The organism is Chromohalobacter sp. 48-RD10, from assembly GCF_029889785.1.
In the GTDB taxonomy this organism is placed as follows: domain Bacteria; phylum Pseudomonadota; class Gammaproteobacteria; order Pseudomonadales; family Halomonadaceae; genus Chromohalobacter.
In genome coordinates, this window is sequence record NZ_JARANX010000001.1 from 353,103 (window position 1) to 369,105 (window position 16,003).

A 16,003-nucleotide genomic window follows, 5' to 3' on the forward strand; every position below is an offset into this window, starting at 1 on the left:
GACACTCACGACTTAGAAGAAAACACCATGACGACTTTTTCACGCGAAACACGTTTATGGCTGGGGGCAATGCTTTGCAGCCTGGCGCTGGCCTCATTCGATACTCACGCCGCACCTCAAGGCAAGACCGATTGTATTGCCCCCGCCAAGCCCGGCGGTGGCTGGGACTTTACCTGCCGTACGACGGCGCGTGCCTTGCAAGAACTCGACTTGATTCCCACCGGCATGCAAACCATCAATGTCCCCGGCGCCAGCGGCGGTGTGGGTTTCAGCCATGTGCGTGCCAAGCGCAATAACGACGATAACCTCATCGTCGCAGCCTCCACCGCCACCACCACGCGTCTGGCTCAGAACCGCTATTCGGGTGGCACTCTCGACCAAGTGCGATGGGTCAGCGCGCTTGGCGCTGACTACGGCATCATCGCTGTCCCCAGCGATTCGCCCTATGACGACTTGACCGATCTGCTCGAGGCACTTGAAGAAGATCCACATAGCGTCAGCTTCTCGGGAGGTGATATCACGGGTGGGTTCGACCATCTCAAGATGTTAATGGCTGCACGCAAAGCCGGCGTCAGCAACCTTCGCGAGATCAAGTATCTGGCTTTCGATTCCGGTTCTGTCGCTATCACACAATTGCTGGGTGGCCACATCGACGCCTTCACCGGTGATGTTTCCGAGGCCATGAGCTTCGTCGAAAACGGCGACCTGCGGTTGCTAGCCGTCTTCTCGGAAGAACGCCTCCCCGGTGAGTTAAGCGATGTCCCCACCGCGCGCGAGCAAGGCATCGATGTTGTCGCACCCAACTGGCGGGGGTTCTACATTCCCGGTGGAGCCTCCGACAAGGCCTATGCAGACTGGACGGACACGTTTGATACACTTTATGGCTCATCGCAGTGGAAGGACATCATGGAGGCCAACGGTCTGTTGCCTTTTCACAAGTCCGGAGAAGAGATGCAGCGTTTCGTCGAGCAACAGGTCAACGACATCCGTGAACTATCGGAGACACTAGGCCTGGTTAAGTAACCAACCGACGGATGGCACGACAGAACACGCCATCCGTCGCCGCGTCACTGCGTCGTGCCGCGATCACATGCTAGAATCAAGGTTTCGCATTTGTTTCGGCCCCTCAACGCATCATGCTACTTTTTTTACTGGTTTTCGCCGTCTGCCTGACGATCCTGGTCGGTACCGTGGCGATGCTGATGCTCAGCCGTACGCCCCGCTATCGGACCGAGCCCGCGCACCTGCTGACGCTGTTCGACAAAACGCTGGACAAACGCGTCAGTGTGGCCGAGTGGCATACACTGGTCGATTACCCGATTCGCCACGATGCCTATCTCGAAAGCATTCGCCGCCGCGCGCAGCATGTGATGGAGGAGCACGGTAGACCCTGGCAAGTCGCACGGGGAGGCTGCCTGCTATCGCGTGCCGGGCGCGACGAACTCGAGGCAATACGCGACCATTTGCGCGCGCGCCTGGCACTGCAGAAGCCTGAACTAGAGGCCTGAGAATTGCGCCTCACGCGCCATGGGCGTGTATGGTAAGCTCACTGCGAAGCTCAGGAGAGTCGCCATGAGCAGCAGCATTCGTCTGACGCCGCTCGACAACACCGTCAAACATCACGGCCATGCCTTCCATCAGATCGTTATCGGCCTGGCCGGCCATGCCGAATTCGAGATCGAAGGACTGGGCGGTTCCATCGCCCCCTTGTCGGGCTGCATCGTCCCGATCAATCATGTGCACTATTACGAAGGTATCGGTGACAACCGCCAGTTGATCCTCGACCTCCCGGATGACTCGCCCTCGCTGACCGGAAGCCATCGCGAACTGGCCAGCCTGTTCGATGCGCCACGCTATTTCACGCTCGACGATCCCCTGCGCAATTATCTCAACTTCGTGGTGCAGGAAATGTCGCAGCCGCGCCATGCCGACGGCGAATTGCTTGCTACCACCTTCTTGAGCTGTCTGCATGCCCGCCTGGCCGCACCGACGATGCTCGATAATGGGCGCGCGCTGGATCTCGATACCATCGATCGCTACATCGACCTCCACCTCGCCGAGCGCGTGACGGTCAAGGATCTGGCGCGCCTGGCCTGCCTGAGCGAGACACACTTCGGCGAGCGCTTTCGGCGCCATACGGGGCTGACGCCTTACCAATACTTGTTGCGTCGCCGCCTCGAACGCGCGAGCACCTTACTGCGAACCGCCGGCGCACCGCTCAGCGAAATCGCGGCACGCACGGGATTCGCCAATCAAAGCGCCTTGTCGCATGCCTTTCGACGCCATCATGGCCAGTCTCCCTCGCAATGGCGCCGAAGTGCCAACGCCTCCGTCATGACCACGTCATCCATTATAGACTAAGGTCTAAAATTCAAGCCCACTTCTTCTTCTGCCGTGTTTTTTGACACAAATATCCGGGAAATTGGCAAGACCGAGCACGCTGCCCCATTCTAAAGTCGACGCTATACAACATAATCAGGACGCCGATACCGGCGCCGACTCCGCACGCCCACCTTCATTATTACGTCGCCGATCATCACGGAGTCATGACATGCAAGATGCCAATACCATGCTGGAAACCGCCACCTGGAACGACGATCTCGACACGCTGTTCGCGCGCGTCAGCGATTATTATAGCGTCGAGGAAGATGCCTATGTCGCCGAATTGGTCGCGTTCTTGCGTACCGAAGAGCAAGACTTCAAGCGCATTGCCACGCAAACCGCCGAGCTGGTGCGCGAAGTCCGCGAGATGGATACGGCGGTCGACTCCATCGACGAACTGCTGCAGGAATACAGTCTCGATACTCATGAAGGCCTGATGTTGATGTGTCTGGCCGAGGCCATGCTGCGAATTCCCGACAAGGCCACCGCCGACGCCCTGATCGAAGACAAGCTGGGGCCTGCCGACTGGAAGGCGCACGTCGGCCAGAGCGAGTCATGGTTCGTCAACGCGTCCACCTGGGGATTGCTGATGACCGGCCGCGTTCTGCAGCTTGACCAGTCCCACGAAGGCAAGCCCGCCACCTTCATCAACAAGATGGTCAACCGCATGGGCGAGCCGGTAATTCGCCGCGCCATGTATCAAGCGATGAAGATCATGGGCAAACAGTTCGTGCTGGGGCGGACCATCGACGAGGCCCTGAAACGCTCGCAGCCACTGTTCGACAAGGGCTATACCTACTCATATGACATGCTTGGCGAGGCCGCACGCACGCGGCCAGACGCCGGTCGTTATTTCGACGATTACGCCCAGGCTATCGAACGAGTCGGTGCTACCAGCCGCAAGCTGGACGCCAAGACGCCAGCACCCTCGGTATCGATCAAGCTATCGGCCTTGCATCCGCGTTACGAATTCGGGCGTCGTCGTCAGATCCTCGAAGAGCTTACCGACAGTGTCCGCCGGCTCGCCTCGCTAGCCCGCGAGAACAACGTCGCCATCACCATCGATGCCGAGGAAGCCGACCGCCTGGAATTGTCGCTGGAGGTCTTCCGCGCCGTGTTCGAAAGCGATGTCTGCCGCGGCTGGGGGCACTTCGGGCTAGTGGTACAGGCCTATTCCAAGCGTGTCTTGCCGGTTCTGCACTACATCAATCGCCTCGCCGATCAGTGTGGCGACGAAATTCCGCTACGTCTGGTCAAGGGCGCCTACTGGGATACCGAAATCAAAGAGGCTCAACAGCAAGGGCTCGACGGCTACCCTGTCTTCACGCGCAAGGCGTGCACCGACGTCACCTACCTGGCCTGCGTGCATTTCCTGCTCTCCGAGAATACTCGGGGACGCATCTTCCCGCAGTTCGCCACACACAACGCCCACACCATCAGCACCATACTGGAACTCGCCAATGCGGGGGATCGTCATTTCGAGTTCCAGCGCCTGCATGGCATGGGTGAAGCGCTCTATGACGCCGCACTCAAACGCGCACCACAGGGCACCTACTGCCGTATCTACGCACCGGTAGGCGCGCATAAGGACCTGTTGCCCTACCTCGTGCGGCGCTTATTGGAAAACGGTGCCAATTCGTCTTTCGTGCACCAGTTGGTCGATCCTGGCGTGCCCGTGGAAAGCCTCTGCGAGCACCCGGTAGAAACCTTGGCGCAATACGATACTTATGCCAATCCACGGATTCCGCTGCCACGCGATATCTATGGGGAAAAACGCAAGAACTCCAAGGGCGTCAACTTGAACATCAACAGCCAATACCAACCGCTGATCGACAGCATGGCGACATTCATGGAGCGCGAACACCACGTCAAACCGCTGCTGGCTTTCGACGTGGAAGACGAGGCCGCGCAGCAGCATGACGTTCTCAGCCCTTACGATACCCGCCAGCGCGTGGGCAGCGTGCAATGGACTACGAGCGAACAGGCCCAGCGCGCCGTGGATGCCGCCTGGGCGGCCTTCCCTCGCTGGTGCGATACACCGGTCGAGGAGCGTGCGCAGACTCTCGAGCGCTTCGCCGACTTGATGGAAGAGCATCTGGCCGAACTGATGACACTGTGCTCCCGCGAAGGCGGCAAGCTGCTCACCGATGGCGTCGACGAGATTCGCGAAGCGGTGGACTTCTGCCGCTACTATGCGATGCGGGCCCGCGAAATGTTTGACGCGCCGATCCCGCTGCCCGGCCCGACCGGTGAATCCAACGAGCTGATCTTGTCCGGCAAGGGCGTATTCGCCGCCATCAGCCCGTGGAATTTCCCGGTGGCAATTTTCTGCGGCCAGATGGTTGCCGCCGCCGTCGCTGGCAACCCGGTGCTCGCCAAGCCGGCCGAGCAGACCTCTCTGATCGCGCACCGCGTCGTGGAACTGCTCCACGAGGCGGGCATGCCGCGCGACGTGGTGCAATTGCTGCCCGGCGACGGCCCCACCGTGGGCAGCGTACTGACCGGTGACGCCCGCATCACCGGCGTCGTCTTCACCGGTGGCACGGACACCGCACGAACCATCAACCGTGCCCTCGCCGACCGCGAAGGTGCCGCGCTGCCGACCCTGGTCGCCGAAACCGGTGGCTTGAACGCCATGATCGTCGATTCCACCGCGCTTCCCGAGCAGGTCGTCGCCGACGTGGTGGCCTCGGCCTTCCAGAGCGCTGGCCAGCGTTGCAGCGCCTTGCGTGTGCTCTATATCCAGGAAGACGTCGCCGACCACGTCATCGCGCTACTCAAGGGCGCCATGGCGGAGTTGCACATCGGCGATCCACGCGACCTGGGTACCGATGTCGGCCCGGTCATCGACGAGGACGCCCATCGTCAGCTCAGCGATTACATCGTGCGCCTCAAGGAGGAAGGCCGTCTGTTGGCCGAGGCGACTCCCGATGCAGACACCACGGCACACGGCCACTTCATTGCGCCGACCGCGTTCGAGATCGAAGGCATCGACACACTGGAGAGCGAGCAATTCGGGCCGATATTACACATAGCCCGATACCGTAGCGCTGAGATCGACCAGGTCATCGATACCATCAACGCCAAAGGGTATGGACTGACGTTCGGCATTCACAGTCGCAACGAATCCTTCGCCGCTGAAATAGCGCGGAAAATTCGAGTGGGCAATGTGTACGTCAATCGTAATATCATCGGCGCCGTGGTAGGCGTTCAGCCTTTCGGTGGCCAGGGCCTGTCAGGCACTGGTCCCAAAGCAGGTGGACCGCATTATCTGCAGCGATTCGCCACAGAGAAGACCCGTACCATCAATACCGCCGCCTTGGGCGGTAACGCGTCGCTACTCGCGCTGGGAGACGAGTGATCATTACTCGTCATCAAACAATAAACGAAGGGAACTCCCTTATGATCGAAATAACGTCGCGATCGGCGCCACCTTCGCGCTCTGCCTGTTCACGATGCTCGCCATCAGCGTTCTGGCCCGTATGCGTACCCACAACCTGCCGGAGCAACCTCCGGCCCAATAACTAAGACAATTAAAAACAGGAGACGTTTTTATGGCTATTGGTGTCTGGATAAGCCTCTTTGCTTACTTTGCGCTCATGGTCGGTATCGGTCTTTATGCCATGCGCAAATCGACGTCCACATCCGAAGATTACATGTTGGGAGGGCGAACGCTTAGTCCCAAAGTGGCGGCCCTGTCGGCCGGCGCTTCGGATATGAGTGGCTGGTTGCTGCTGGGATTGCCCGGGGCAATGTTTGCCTCCGGCCTGGGCTCTGCCTGGATTGGAATCGGCCTGTTCGCGGGCGCCTTCTTCAACTGGCTTCTGGTCGCACCTCGCCTTCGTGAACAGACGGTGCACTATGGCAATGCGATCACCATTCCCGCTTTCCTGGCCAATCGGTTCCCGACGCGAGCCATGTCGCTGAGAACGGTATCCGCTATCGTCATCGTCGTCTTCTTCGCGGTGTATACGGCCTCAGGCCTGGTGGCAGGCGGCAAATTGTTCGAAAGCGCGTTTTCCGGCGTTATCAACATCGGAGGCATGAGCGATTACGCGGTGGGGGTCATCATCACACTGGGCGTGGTACTTGCCTATACGGTTGTCGGCGGCTTTTTGGCCGTGAGCATGACGGACTTCGTGCAGGGCTGCATCATGATGCTGGCATTGGTGATCATGCCGATGGTTGTACTCTTTGGCGAAGGTGGCGGCGGTTTCGCCCAAGCTACTCAGACCCTGAATGACGTCGACCCCACACTCCTATCGTGGACGGATGGACTGACCTTCATCGGTTGGCTGTCTGCGGTGGCCTGGGGGCTGGGTTACTTTGGGCAACCACACATCATCGTGCGCTTCATGGCCATTCGATCTCTCCAGGATGTCCCTATTGCACGTAACATCGGTATGAGCTGGATGCTCATCTCCATGATCGGTGCGGTCTCTCTGGGTGTATTCGGCCGAGCCTATGCAATCCGCAATGGTATGGAAGTCGAGGATCCGGAAACGATCTTCATCATCCTGGCGGACCTGCTGTTCCATCCGCTGATCACCGGCTTCCTCTATGCCGCACTGCTTGCAGCGATCATGAGCACCGTTTCCAGCCAGCTTCTGGTGGCGTCTTCATCACTGACTGAAGACTTCTACCGCTTGTTCCTGCGTAAAGAGGCAACGGAGAAGGAAAGCGTCGGCATCGGCCGGGTCAGTGTCGTATTGGTTGGCCTGGTGGCAGCCTTCATTGCATCCGATCCGAACTCTCAGGTCCTGGGGCTGGTCAGTAATGCCTGGGCAGGCTTCGGTGCAGCGTTCGGCCCATTGATCATCCTGTCGCTGATGTGGTCGCGCACGAACGGCGCTGGCGCCATCGCAGGCATGGTCGTGGGTGCCGTCACCGTCATGATCTGGATTGAACTGGGCTGGAACGCAGCGTTCATGGGAGGTCCCGGTGTATACGAGATCATTCCAGGCTTCATCGCTTCCTTCATTGCGATTCTGGTAGCGAGCAATGTGACTAAAGATGCCGGGGAATATAAGCAAGTCTCCCGCTGACAGAGCACGCTAATCCACTCAGAGTAATCAAAGGGCTCCTGCGGGAGCCTTTTTCATGACCAGTCGCAGTGGTACTGAGCGCCGAGAAAGATGCGATAATCGGCGTTAGCGTAGCGATATCAGCGTGACGCGCCGAACGCCCAGAAGCGTGACGCCAAATACGTCAACACTGGCACCGTCAATGTCGCAATCGCCACCGCGATAAAGCCATGTAGCGGGGTCACCGCCAACAAGGCGGCCAACACGCCATTGTTGAGGATGAATCCCGACGCCGCCACCAGAAAGAAACGTCTTGCCCGGCCACGACGGCGGAAAGTCAAACGCCTATGCCCGATCAGCGATATCTGAAAAGCCACTAGAAACGCCACGATATTCGCTACGAATTCAGACATATTCGGCCATAGGCCAAGCAGCACCCCCGCCACCAGAAGATGAGCGCCAGTCGCCATTACTCCAACAAGTCCGAAACGTGCAGCGGTACCCGCTTCCCCTACGAGCCGACTCATGACTCGCGACCACTTCGAGGACGTGATGCGTACGGCGTCTCACTATCTTCGGCAACTAGATAAAGCGGTCGATGCTTGGCCTCGATGAAGAGCCTTCCCACGTACTCCCCCAGCACGCCTATCGACAACAATTGCATGCCGCCGAAAAACAAGATTGCTGTCATCAGTGACGCATAGCCGGGCACATCACTGCCAAATAGCACCACACGCCCCACCAGAAACACGATGTACAAAAACGCAATCAAGGCGATCACCGCCCCAAAGTAGGACCAGATCCGCAACGGCCAGGTGGAAAAACTCACCACGCCGTCCAGGGCGAAGTTCCACAGTTTCCAGTAGTTGAATTTACTCTGCCCCGTCCCGCGGGAAGGGCGTGCGTAGTAAACCCCGGTGGTGCGATACCCCGGCCACGAGAATAACCCCTTCATGAACCGGCTGCGTTCCGGCAAGCGGTTGATGGCGTCGACCACACACCGATCCATGAGCCGAAAATCCCCCGCATTATGCGGAATCGGCGTGTTCGCCATGCGGTTGAAGAAACGATAGAACAAGCCGGCGGTGGCACGCTTGGTATGAGTGTCCTCTTCACGGGTACCGCGCACACCGTAGACCATGTCATAACCTTCCTCACGCCACAGGCGCACGAACTCGATGATCACCTCTGGCGGATCCTGGAGGTCGACATCCATGGGCACGATGGCATCGCCACGAGCATGCGCGAGCCCCGCTGATAGCGCCGCCTCCTTGCCGAAGTTACGGGTCAACGAGAGATAGCGCACGCGAGCGTCTCGCTCATGCGCATGGCGCAAGCTGCTCAGGGTCGCATCCTGCGATCCGTCATCGATGAAAAGCACTTCCCAGCGCGCAATATGGCCATCGAGAGCGTCACGAACCGCTTGCAGAAACCCCGGGATGGCGTCCTCTTCGTTCATGACCGGCACTACGATGGACAACAGCCAATCAGCCCCGAGGCTTTCATCCTGTACTCCCTTTCCCGTCGACGATGATAGTTTCATTGTTACCTCCACTTTGAACTCACCACGATCCACCGTAGACTCAATGTCGCCATCCCTCGACACGAGACGGTGCTCTACCAGTCGTCAGATCCATCCCTTCAACTCACTCATCATGATAGATCACACTCTCTCGACGTAAAAAAACAGTGTTTTAAAATTTTCCTTGACTTAAGAAACACTGTTTCCTATTCTACAAGCGTTGATTCGGAAACGCCGTTCGATATGGCGATGAACCCAAGGAGTTAAATCATGACCAAGACTAAACTGTTCTCTGCCGTAGTACTGGCCAGCACCTGCGCTTTCGGTACCCAAGCCGCTCTCGCCTATGACGCAGGCGACTTCTTCGTGCGCGGCGATATCGCCAAAAGCGATATCGATGATAGCCATGTCGACGATGAAAATGGCTTCATGGGTAGCGTCGGTTACCTCTTTCACGACAAGCTGGGCGTCGCTCTGAGCTCCAGCGAAAAGTTCGAGCACGATTTCTCGACCAATGGGGTCAATGGCGACTTCGAGCAGCGTCCGATCAATCTGACGCTGCAATACTATCCGCTGGGTGGCACTAACTCGCGCGTTCAGCCCTATGCCGGTGCCGGCGTCAACTACACCAAGTTTTCCAGCGAAAACCTTGCCAACGGCCAGAGCGCCGATATGGACCACTCCTGGGGTGCCGTCGGTGAACTGGGTGTCGACCTGTTCGTGACCGAGAACCTGGCCTTCAATGGCTTCGCAAGCTACACCGATGTGGATTCAGACGTCGATATCGATGGCAACTCGGCAGGCTCTGTCGACCTGAATCCGGTCACAGTGGGTGGCGGTCTTAGCTATCGCTTCTAAGCAGTACACGTCAGTACGTTGATAAAACGCCGGGCTCTTTGCCCGGCGTTTTCATGTCTGACCATGCACCTCACGCCTCGGTGACGATCCGGTCGACCTCGGCCACAGCTTCAGTGATCACGCGACGCACGCTGGGCGATGCCTCCTTGAGCCAAGTATCCACTGCAGGTGCGACATCGCAGGACGCCGGCAACGGTGACCCAGTCTCGGCCAGCGTTTCGAGACGCGCCACAAAGACGTAGCGCAACCACTGCGGCATCGCCATGGTATCGATGCAAAATGGCTGCTGGCTGGCGAAAGCCGCGGCAGTTGGCTCTTCCACTCGCCACATGTCGACACTGCGTAATGACGCGACCAAGTTTTCCAATGCCTTCATCAAGGCGTCATGAGCCGTCATCTCGTCTCCTGAAAAGGGTGGAACACTACCCCATTATCGCGTTCACCCTAGGCGATTGACCACCGCGCAGACGGTTTCTCCCCAAAAGGCCGTTTACCCACAGTTCATTGGGACGAGATTGTGGATAAACGTGGGACAATCTTCGTTGGGCCATGGATGACGCCGCTTGGCAGCAAGCGTTTATTTTTTGACCAACTTGGGGCTGGTCAGCGCCATCCTTGAACGCTACAGTGCTGGCCTCGATCCCGGAGGCAGCATGCAGTCGATCACCACGCTCAGTGAATTTTTCCAACGTACCGGTGCGGACGTACGCCTTTTCGACATGGGGCGCCGCATCGCACCTTTCGAATTCTCACGGCTCACCGAGTTCGAAGCCGGAGCCGCCCCCTGGCCCTTGCCCTGGAACGGCCAAGCACGCCTGGCATGCGCGTTCCGCCTGGGCAGCGATGCCACAAGCGAACCCCTGATCTGGTTCTTGGCCCTGCCCCTGGATGAACAAGGCATGCTGGTCCCCGGACCACGCGACGCCTTCCTCGAACGCCTCATCGAAACCCTCGGGCGTACGGTGGAAAGTGTCGGGCGCGACGACGCACCGCACATCGACAACTTGATGCGCGATAATCCCTTGGTCTTTACTCCCGAGCTCATACAACAGGCCATGTTGCATGCCCAAGCTGCCCGCGACTTTGCCCTACCGGCCAGCATGCACCATGCCCTGGTCCGCGCCTATCTGATCGAGGCCGACACCAGCGTCGACTGGCAAATGCTCGGCCTGCAAGGAATTGCCGATCTCGTGGCCCGCCTCGACCGTGAGGAAGAAGCTCGCCTGGCCGAACGCATCCCTACGCTACCCGTCGAGGTCCTGCAACCACTTTGCTACTGTATGGAGCATCGAGACTTGGGCTCGGCATGCGTAGAGCCGCTTCGCGAGCGCGCCGAACAAGCGGCGCACTCAGGGGATCTCGAAACCGTGTGCGCGGTGATTCGTGCCCTGGGCGGCAGTCGCGATTCACGAGTCGGTACCTGGTACGATACGCTGCTCGATGATCCAGCAGCCTGCGGGCCCGATATACTCGCCGCCATGGCCGCGCGTGGCTGGATGCATCTTGAGGATGAGCAACGCTTGCCGCGGTTTCTCACACGACTAGCGGAAACGCCACAAGCGAACTTCACCGCACTGGTACGTGACCTGGCGCTTGTGCCACGTTTGCGCCTACCGGTATTAATGACGCTGCGCCAAGCGAATGCCGATTCCCCTATCGGCCTACGCCTGGCCGAACTGGATCGTTGATGCATGAAAGCACTGCCCTACCAAGCCAAGGCAGTCATCGGCCGGCGCGAAATGGTCACCCTGCCGGAGCTGGGCCTGACGCTGTGCGCTAAAATCGATACGGGGGCGCGCACCTCGGCACTGCACGCCGAAGACATCGAGACGTTCGAGCGGCAAGGGCATCTTTGGGTGCGTTTCATTACGCGCGGCGGCGGTCCCGACGCCCCATCGCATACGCTGGAACTCCCCCTGTACGACCGCCGCAAGATCAGGAATTCCAACGGGTTCGAGCAATGGCGCCATGTCATCCGAACGCATATGCAACTCGGGGGGCTCGAATATCCTATCGAACTGACCTTGACCGACCGGCGTAGCATGCGCCACCCCATGCTGCTTGGACGGCGCGCGCTGCGCCGCCTTCTGGTCGCGTCCGGCGCGGCCTTCCTGCACGGCGAGCCCTGATTCCGCCGGCATCGCTATCGAGTGGAGACGACCATGCATATCGGCATTCTTTCACGCAATCGCAGACTGTACTCGACGCGGCGTCTGATCGAAGCTGCCGAGGCGCGCGGACACACCGCCCGGGTGGTCGACACGCTGCGCTGCTACATGAACATCGCCTCACACCGGCCGTCGATTCACTACAAGGGCGAGGAAATCGAGCCGTTCGACGCCATCGTGCCGCGCATCGGTGCTTCAGTCACCTTCTACGGCTGCGCCGTGTTGCGCCAGTTCGAGATGATGAGCACCTATGTGCTCAACGACTCAGTATCGATCACGCGCTCGCGCGACAAGCTGCGCTCTCTGCAATTGCTGTCACGCAAGGGGCTAGGACTGCCGGTCACCGGATTCGCCCATTCACCGGACGATATTCCGGATCTGATCACCATGGTCAAGGGCGCGCCACTGGTCATCAAGTTGCTCGAGGGCACCCAGGGCATCGGCGTGGTCCTGGCGGAAACCAACCAGGCCGCCGAATCGGTCATCCAGGCCTTCATGGGCATGAAAGCTAATATCATGGTCCAGGAGTATATCAAGGAGGCCAAGGGCGCCGATGTGCGCTGCCTGGTGATCGGCGACAAGGTGGTTGCCGCCATGAAGCGTCAGGCGCTCGAAGGTGAGTTTCGTTCCAACCTTCACCGTGGCGGCACCGCCAGCGTCATACGCATTACCCCGGAAGAGCGTTCCACCGCCATCCGCGCTGCCAAGGCGATGGGCCTGCGCGTCGCCGGTGTGGACCTACTACGCTCCAACCACGGCCCCGTGATCATGGAGGTCAATTCTTCGCCGGGCTTGCAAGGTATCGAAACCGCCACAGGCAAGGATATTGCCGGGCAGATCATCGACTACATCGCGAAAAATGGTGTCACCCCACGCAAGGCCCCTCCCAAACCCAAGGGCTGAGCAAGACATGCCCCGTGCGCGGTGCCACACGGGGAAATTTTCTTGCCGCCGGGGTAGCAAAACGCTGTTTCCACCCGCACAATTTGCGTCACCGGAGGAGGTGACCGCCCATGTTTCTCGATAATCGCCAAGTGGCGATGGACAGCGTGCTGGAAGCGCTGGCCGACAGTCTCGATTATTTCCAGGACAATTTCGAGCGCCTGCGCCCCGCGCTGCGTGATCGGCTGAAACCGCATTACGAAGAGCGTGGCCAGGCCATGCGCGAGCTGCAGAAACTTGCCAAGGAACATCTCGATATTTTACCGCGTGATGCCGACGTGGAGCGCGATGACTACCTCTGGCTGTGGAGCCGTATCAAGAGTTTCGTGGGTAACGACAGCCAAGTGCTTATCGGCGAGCTTCTCGAGCAGGAGCGCGTCTTGATGCAGGCCCTGGGCACGGCGTTCACCCATCCGCTACCGGACCCGCTGGAACCGGTGCTGGAACGCTGCTGGAAGAATTGTCGGGCGTTGATCCGCGAGCTCAACGCACAGCACAAGCGCTGATGCCGATCTCGGGCACTATCACTTCTCGTTATTGCGGATAGGCAACGTTTCAGGCGGCCCGAGAAAGTAAGGTACCCTTCCCCACAGGTAGATATCACCGACGGTCGCTGCACGTGCTAGCCATTCGCGCAGCCAAAGCTGCCACTCGCCCCCGACTCGACCATCCGGCACGGCACACCCTTCCGCTTTCAAGCCGACCGCATCAGCGATAAACAAGGCACGCGGCAAGTGCCATGCCTGCGAGATCATCAGCACGTGCTCGGCCCCGAAGACGCGACGAGCCCGCACCACGCTGTCGAAGGTGCTGAAACCGGCATAATCGAGCGTCATATCGTCACTATCGACGTTACGAGCACGCAATGAGCGCCACATCGACACGGGCTCGTTGTAATAGCGCGTACGATTGTCACCAGACAGCAAAAGATGCTGGACGCGCCCCAGGCGCAGCAATTGCGCTGCGGCTTCCATGCGTGCGGCGAAATAGGGGTTATGACCGCCACCACGAAGTCCCTCGGCGGTACCGAAGACCAACCCGACCGGCTCGGCGTCGCACACCAGCGTATCGTGATGAATACGACCAGCCGTCTTGGCGAACACCCAGATGTTGAGCGCCACCACCACGGCGAACATGAAGATCATGCCGACAAGACACCACTTGAGCAGTCGCCATCCCCACCGAATGAGTCCCCGGCGACCGTTTTCTAGCGGCATGCGGATCTCCAACGAATAAGGGGGCGTCAGTCACGCCCCACCATGAGAAAGAGAGCGACGAAGGCCGCATCCTAGAACATGCCCAGTTCCAGCCTCGCCTCCTCTGTCATCATCTCACGGCTCCAGGGCGGATCGAAAACGATCTCGACATGCACTTTGGACACTTGCACCGCGCCCTGGAGTTTGCGTCGAGCATCTTCGGCGATCACCTCGCCCATGCCACATCCCGGCGCGGTCAAGGTCATGCGAATGGTCACCATGGTCTCGCCACTCAGTAGATGCTCGATACGGCATCCGTAGACCAGGCCCAGGTCGACGATATTGACCGGAATCTCCGGGTCGAAACAGGTCCGCAGCTGCGCCCAGATAAAGGCCTCGAGCTCCTCGTCGCTGGCCCCCTCGGACAGGGACACACGCGATACTGCCTCGAGCCCCAGGGCATCGAGGTCATGTCCCTCGAGCAGAAACATGCGTCCCTCGAAGCCGACACTGACCGTTCCGCCCTTGGCCTGCATCACCGAGACGATGCTGTCCTCGGTCAAGGTCTCGCTTTTGCCAAAGGGAATCGAGATTGCCTCGACATCGCGCTGCAAGGGCATTTCCTGCCCCTTGTAGAGGCTTTGCAGTTGATCCATGCCGTCTCCGTTAGCGCACCATGGCGATGACTTTCTGTAAGGCTTCGACGAACGCATCGACCTCTTCCGGCGTATTGTAAGCTGCCACAGAGGCGCGACACGTTGCGTCGAGGCCCATGCTGGCGAGTACGGGCTGGGAGCAATGATGCCCGGTACGGATCGCCACGCCAAGTTGATCAATCAGCAGGCCGATATCTTGAGAATGTGCTCCGTCGACCACGAACGACAGCACACTCACCTTGTCCGGGGCCGTGCCGATCATACGCAGACCATCGACCTCCTTCAGCTTGTCGGTGGCACGCTCGAGCAGGTGATGCTCCCACGCCGCCATCCGGTCAATGCCGGTCTCCGCTATCCAGTCGAATGCCGCTCCCAGAGCGATCACTTCCGCGATAGCCGGTGTGCCGGCTTCGAACTTGTGCGGAATTTCGCTGTACACCGTACCCTTCTCGAAGGACACGCGACTGATCATCTCGCCACCGCCCTGCCAAGGCGGCATCGACTCGAGCAAGGCCTCACGGCCATAGAGTGCGCCAACGCCGGTGGGACCATAAGCCTTATGCCCCGAAAACGCATAGAAATCTACGTCCAGTGCCTGGACATCCACGCGCTGATGCGGCACCGCCTGGGCACCGTCGACCAGGACCAATGCGCCATGCTCATGCGCTGCGCGCGCCATTTCCGCCACCGGATTGACGGTGCCCAGCGCATTCGAGACGTGATTGACGCACACCAGGCGCGTACGCTCGCCCAACATGTCTCGGTAAGCCGCTTGGTCGAGCACACCGCGCTCATCGACCGGAATCACCTGAAGCGTGACATCCAGCGCCTCGGCCAGCATTTGCCAAGGCACGATATTCGAATGGTGCTCCATCAACGAGACGATGATCTCGTCACCCGGGCGCAGGTTGGCCCGCCCCCAGCTATTGGCGACTAGATTAATCGCCTCGGTGGTGCCACGCGTGAAGACGATCTCGCGATGCGACGCCGCCCCCAGCCAGGCACGTACTTTCTCGCGCGTGCCCTCGTAAGCTGCCGTGGCCTCGTCAGCCAGGGTATGCAGCCCGCGATGGATGTTGGCGTTATAGCGCCGATAGTAATCGTCCAGCGTATCGATGACCGCCGTCGGCGTCTGACTGGTCGCCGCGTTATCCAGATAGATCAACGGCTTGCCGTGGACTTCCCGTTCGAGGACCGGGAAGTCGTTACGCACACGCGCCACATCCAGCATCGTCTCGGCAAAGGCATTCATGGA

General features: G+C 59.4%; 16 protein-coding genes. 10 read left to right on the plus strand and 6 right to left on the minus strand.

Going from position 1 to position 16,003, the window contains the following annotated elements; genetic code table 11:
- The first annotated feature begins 27 nt into the window (after positions 1-27).
- From OP496_RS01590 to putP, 5 genes are all read left to right on the plus strand, one after another.
- Entirely contained in the window at positions 28-1,023 is a 996-nt protein-coding gene (locus OP496_RS01590; RefSeq protein ID WP_280561584.1) for a tripartite tricarboxylate transporter substrate binding protein, read from the plus strand.
- Positions 1,024-1,136: 113 nt separating this feature from the next.
- Positions 1,137-1,508, plus strand: coding sequence for a hypothetical protein (locus tag OP496_RS01595; protein ID WP_280561586.1), 372 nt, complete (start codon positions 1,137-1,139; stop codon positions 1,506-1,508).
- A 64-nt stretch (positions 1,509-1,572) separates the two neighbouring features.
- Positions 1,573-2,361, plus strand: a complete 789-nt coding sequence (locus OP496_RS01600) for an AraC family transcriptional regulator (RefSeq protein ID WP_280561587.1) — start codon at positions 1,573-1,575, stop codon at positions 2,359-2,361.
- A 190-nt stretch (positions 2,362-2,551) separates the two neighbouring features.
- The gene (gene putA / locus OP496_RS01605) at positions 2,552-5,743 is read left to right on the plus strand and encodes a bifunctional proline dehydrogenase/L-glutamate gamma-semialdehyde dehydrogenase PutA (protein ID WP_280561589.1); all 3,192 of its coding nucleotides are present in this window, start codon (positions 2,552-2,554) and stop codon (positions 5,741-5,743) included.
- 193 nt (positions 5,744-5,936) lie between these two features.
- Positions 5,937-7,427 (plus strand): sodium/proline symporter PutP, encoded by a 1,491-nt coding sequence (gene putP / locus OP496_RS01610; protein WP_280561591.1) that lies wholly within the window; start codon positions 5,937-5,939, stop codon positions 7,425-7,427.
- Between the two features lie 119 nt (positions 7,428-7,546).
- On the opposite strand, the gene OP496_RS01615 is transcribed toward putP, so the two are convergent.
- Positions 7,547-7,933 (minus strand): GtrA family protein, encoded by a 387-nt coding sequence (locus OP496_RS01615; protein ID WP_280561593.1) that lies wholly within the window; start codon positions 7,931-7,933, stop codon positions 7,547-7,549.
- Entirely contained in the window at positions 7,930-8,949 is a 1,020-nt protein-coding gene (locus tag OP496_RS01620; protein ID WP_280561595.1) for a glycosyltransferase family 2 protein, read from the minus strand. The genes OP496_RS01615 and OP496_RS01620 overlap by 4 nt, the downstream gene beginning before the upstream one ends.
- 249 nt (positions 8,950-9,198) lie before the next feature.
- On the opposite strand from OP496_RS01620, the gene OP496_RS01625 reads away from it, so the two are divergent.
- Positions 9,199-9,786 carry an OmpW family outer membrane protein gene (locus OP496_RS01625; RefSeq protein WP_280561597.1) on the plus strand — a complete coding sequence of 196 codons (588 nt, stop codon included), beginning with the start codon at positions 9,199-9,201 and terminating at the stop codon, positions 9,784-9,786.
- Between the two features lie 70 nt (positions 9,787-9,856).
- On the opposite strand, the gene OP496_RS01630 is transcribed toward OP496_RS01625, so the two are convergent.
- Positions 9,857-10,183 (minus strand): YqcC family protein, encoded by a 327-nt coding sequence (locus OP496_RS01630; RefSeq protein WP_280561599.1) that lies wholly within the window; start codon positions 10,181-10,183, stop codon positions 9,857-9,859.
- A 256-nt stretch (positions 10,184-10,439) separates the two neighbouring features.
- On the opposite strand from OP496_RS01630, the gene OP496_RS01635 reads away from it, so the two are divergent.
- The 4 genes from OP496_RS01635 (at position 10,440) to OP496_RS01650 (ending at position 13,402) form a co-directional block, all read left to right on the plus strand.
- Complete coding sequence (locus OP496_RS01635) at positions 10,440-11,474, plus strand: DUF3549 family protein (RefSeq protein ID WP_280561898.1); 1,035 nt, start codon at positions 10,440-10,442, stop codon at positions 11,472-11,474.
- 3 nt (positions 11,475-11,477) lie between these two features.
- On the plus strand, positions 11,478-11,915 hold the full coding sequence (locus OP496_RS01640) for a RimK/LysX family protein (RefSeq protein ID WP_280561601.1): 438 nt from the start codon (positions 11,478-11,480) through the stop codon (positions 11,913-11,915).
- A 33-nt stretch (positions 11,916-11,948) separates the two neighbouring features.
- On the plus strand, positions 11,949-12,857 hold the full coding sequence (gene rimK, locus OP496_RS01645) for a 30S ribosomal protein S6--L-glutamate ligase (protein WP_040244030.1): 909 nt from the start codon (positions 11,949-11,951) through the stop codon (positions 12,855-12,857).
- A gap of 110 nt (positions 12,858-12,967) precedes the next feature.
- Positions 12,968-13,402: a hypothetical protein gene (locus OP496_RS01650; RefSeq protein ID WP_280561603.1), complete on the plus strand. Its 435-nt coding sequence runs from the start codon at positions 12,968-12,970 to the stop codon at positions 13,400-13,402.
- A gap of 18 nt (positions 13,403-13,420) precedes the next feature.
- Here OP496_RS01650 and OP496_RS01655 read toward each other — a convergent pair whose 3' ends face one another.
- The 3 genes from OP496_RS01655 to OP496_RS01665 form a co-directional block, all read right to left on the minus strand.
- Positions 13,421-14,113, minus strand: a complete 693-nt coding sequence (locus OP496_RS01655) for an ElyC/SanA/YdcF family protein (RefSeq protein ID WP_280561604.1) — start codon at positions 14,111-14,113, stop codon at positions 13,421-13,423.
- 71 nt (positions 14,114-14,184) lie between these two features.
- Complete coding sequence (sufT, locus tag OP496_RS01660; RefSeq protein ID WP_280561605.1) at positions 14,185-14,748, minus strand: putative Fe-S cluster assembly protein SufT; 564 nt, start codon at positions 14,746-14,748, stop codon at positions 14,185-14,187.
- 10 nt (positions 14,749-14,758) lie between these two features.
- The gene (locus OP496_RS01665; protein ID WP_280561607.1) at positions 14,759-16,000 is read right to left on the minus strand and encodes a cysteine desulfurase; all 1,242 of its coding nucleotides are present in this window, start codon (positions 15,998-16,000) and stop codon (positions 14,759-14,761) included.
- Positions 16,001-16,003: the final 3 nt, after the last annotated feature.

What these genes read in the sequence shown, in the direction of transcription:
- OP496_RS01590 (WP_280561584.1), top strand. Translation starts at nt 28, where the DNA reads ATGACGACTTTTTCACGCGAAACACGTTTATGGCTGGGGGCAATGCTT.
- OP496_RS01595 (WP_280561586.1), top strand. Translation starts at nt 1,137, where the DNA reads ATGCTACTTTTTTTACTGGTTTTCGCCGTCTGCCTGACGATCCTGGTC.
- OP496_RS01600 (WP_280561587.1), top strand. Translation starts at nt 1,573, where the DNA reads ATGAGCAGCAGCATTCGTCTGACGCCGCTCGACAACACCGTCAAACAT.
- putA (WP_280561589.1), top strand. Translation starts at nt 2,552, where the DNA reads ATGCAAGATGCCAATACCATGCTGGAAACCGCCACCTGGAACGACGAT.
- putP (WP_280561591.1), top strand. Translation starts at nt 5,937, where the DNA reads ATGGCTATTGGTGTCTGGATAAGCCTCTTTGCTTACTTTGCGCTCATG.
- OP496_RS01615 (WP_280561593.1), bottom strand. Translation starts at nt 7,933, where the DNA reads ATGAGTCGGCTCGTAGGGGAAGCGGGTACCGCTGCACGTTTCGGACTT.
- OP496_RS01620 (WP_280561595.1), bottom strand. Translation starts at nt 8,949, where the DNA reads ATGAAACTATCATCGTCGACGGGAAAGGGAGTACAGGATGAAAGCCTC.
- OP496_RS01625 (WP_280561597.1), top strand. Translation starts at nt 9,199, where the DNA reads ATGACCAAGACTAAACTGTTCTCTGCCGTAGTACTGGCCAGCACCTGC.
- OP496_RS01630 (WP_280561599.1), bottom strand. Translation starts at nt 10,183, where the DNA reads ATGACGGCTCATGACGCCTTGATGAAGGCATTGGAAAACTTGGTCGCG.
- OP496_RS01635 (WP_280561898.1), top strand. Translation starts at nt 10,440, where the DNA reads ATGCAGTCGATCACCACGCTCAGTGAATTTTTCCAACGTACCGGTGCG.
- OP496_RS01640 (WP_280561601.1), top strand. Translation starts at nt 11,478, where the DNA reads ATGAAAGCACTGCCCTACCAAGCCAAGGCAGTCATCGGCCGGCGCGAA.
- rimK (WP_040244030.1), top strand. Translation starts at nt 11,949, where the DNA reads ATGCATATCGGCATTCTTTCACGCAATCGCAGACTGTACTCGACGCGG.
- OP496_RS01650 (WP_280561603.1), top strand. Translation starts at nt 12,968, where the DNA reads ATGTTTCTCGATAATCGCCAAGTGGCGATGGACAGCGTGCTGGAAGCG.
- OP496_RS01655 (WP_280561604.1), bottom strand. Translation starts at nt 14,113, where the DNA reads ATGCCGCTAGAAAACGGTCGCCGGGGACTCATTCGGTGGGGATGGCGA.
- sufT (WP_280561605.1), bottom strand. Translation starts at nt 14,748, where the DNA reads ATGGATCAACTGCAAAGCCTCTACAAGGGGCAGGAAATGCCCTTGCAG.
- OP496_RS01665 (WP_280561607.1), bottom strand. Translation starts at nt 16,000, where the DNA reads ATGAATGCCTTTGCCGAGACGATGCTGGATGTGGCGCGTGTGCGTAAC.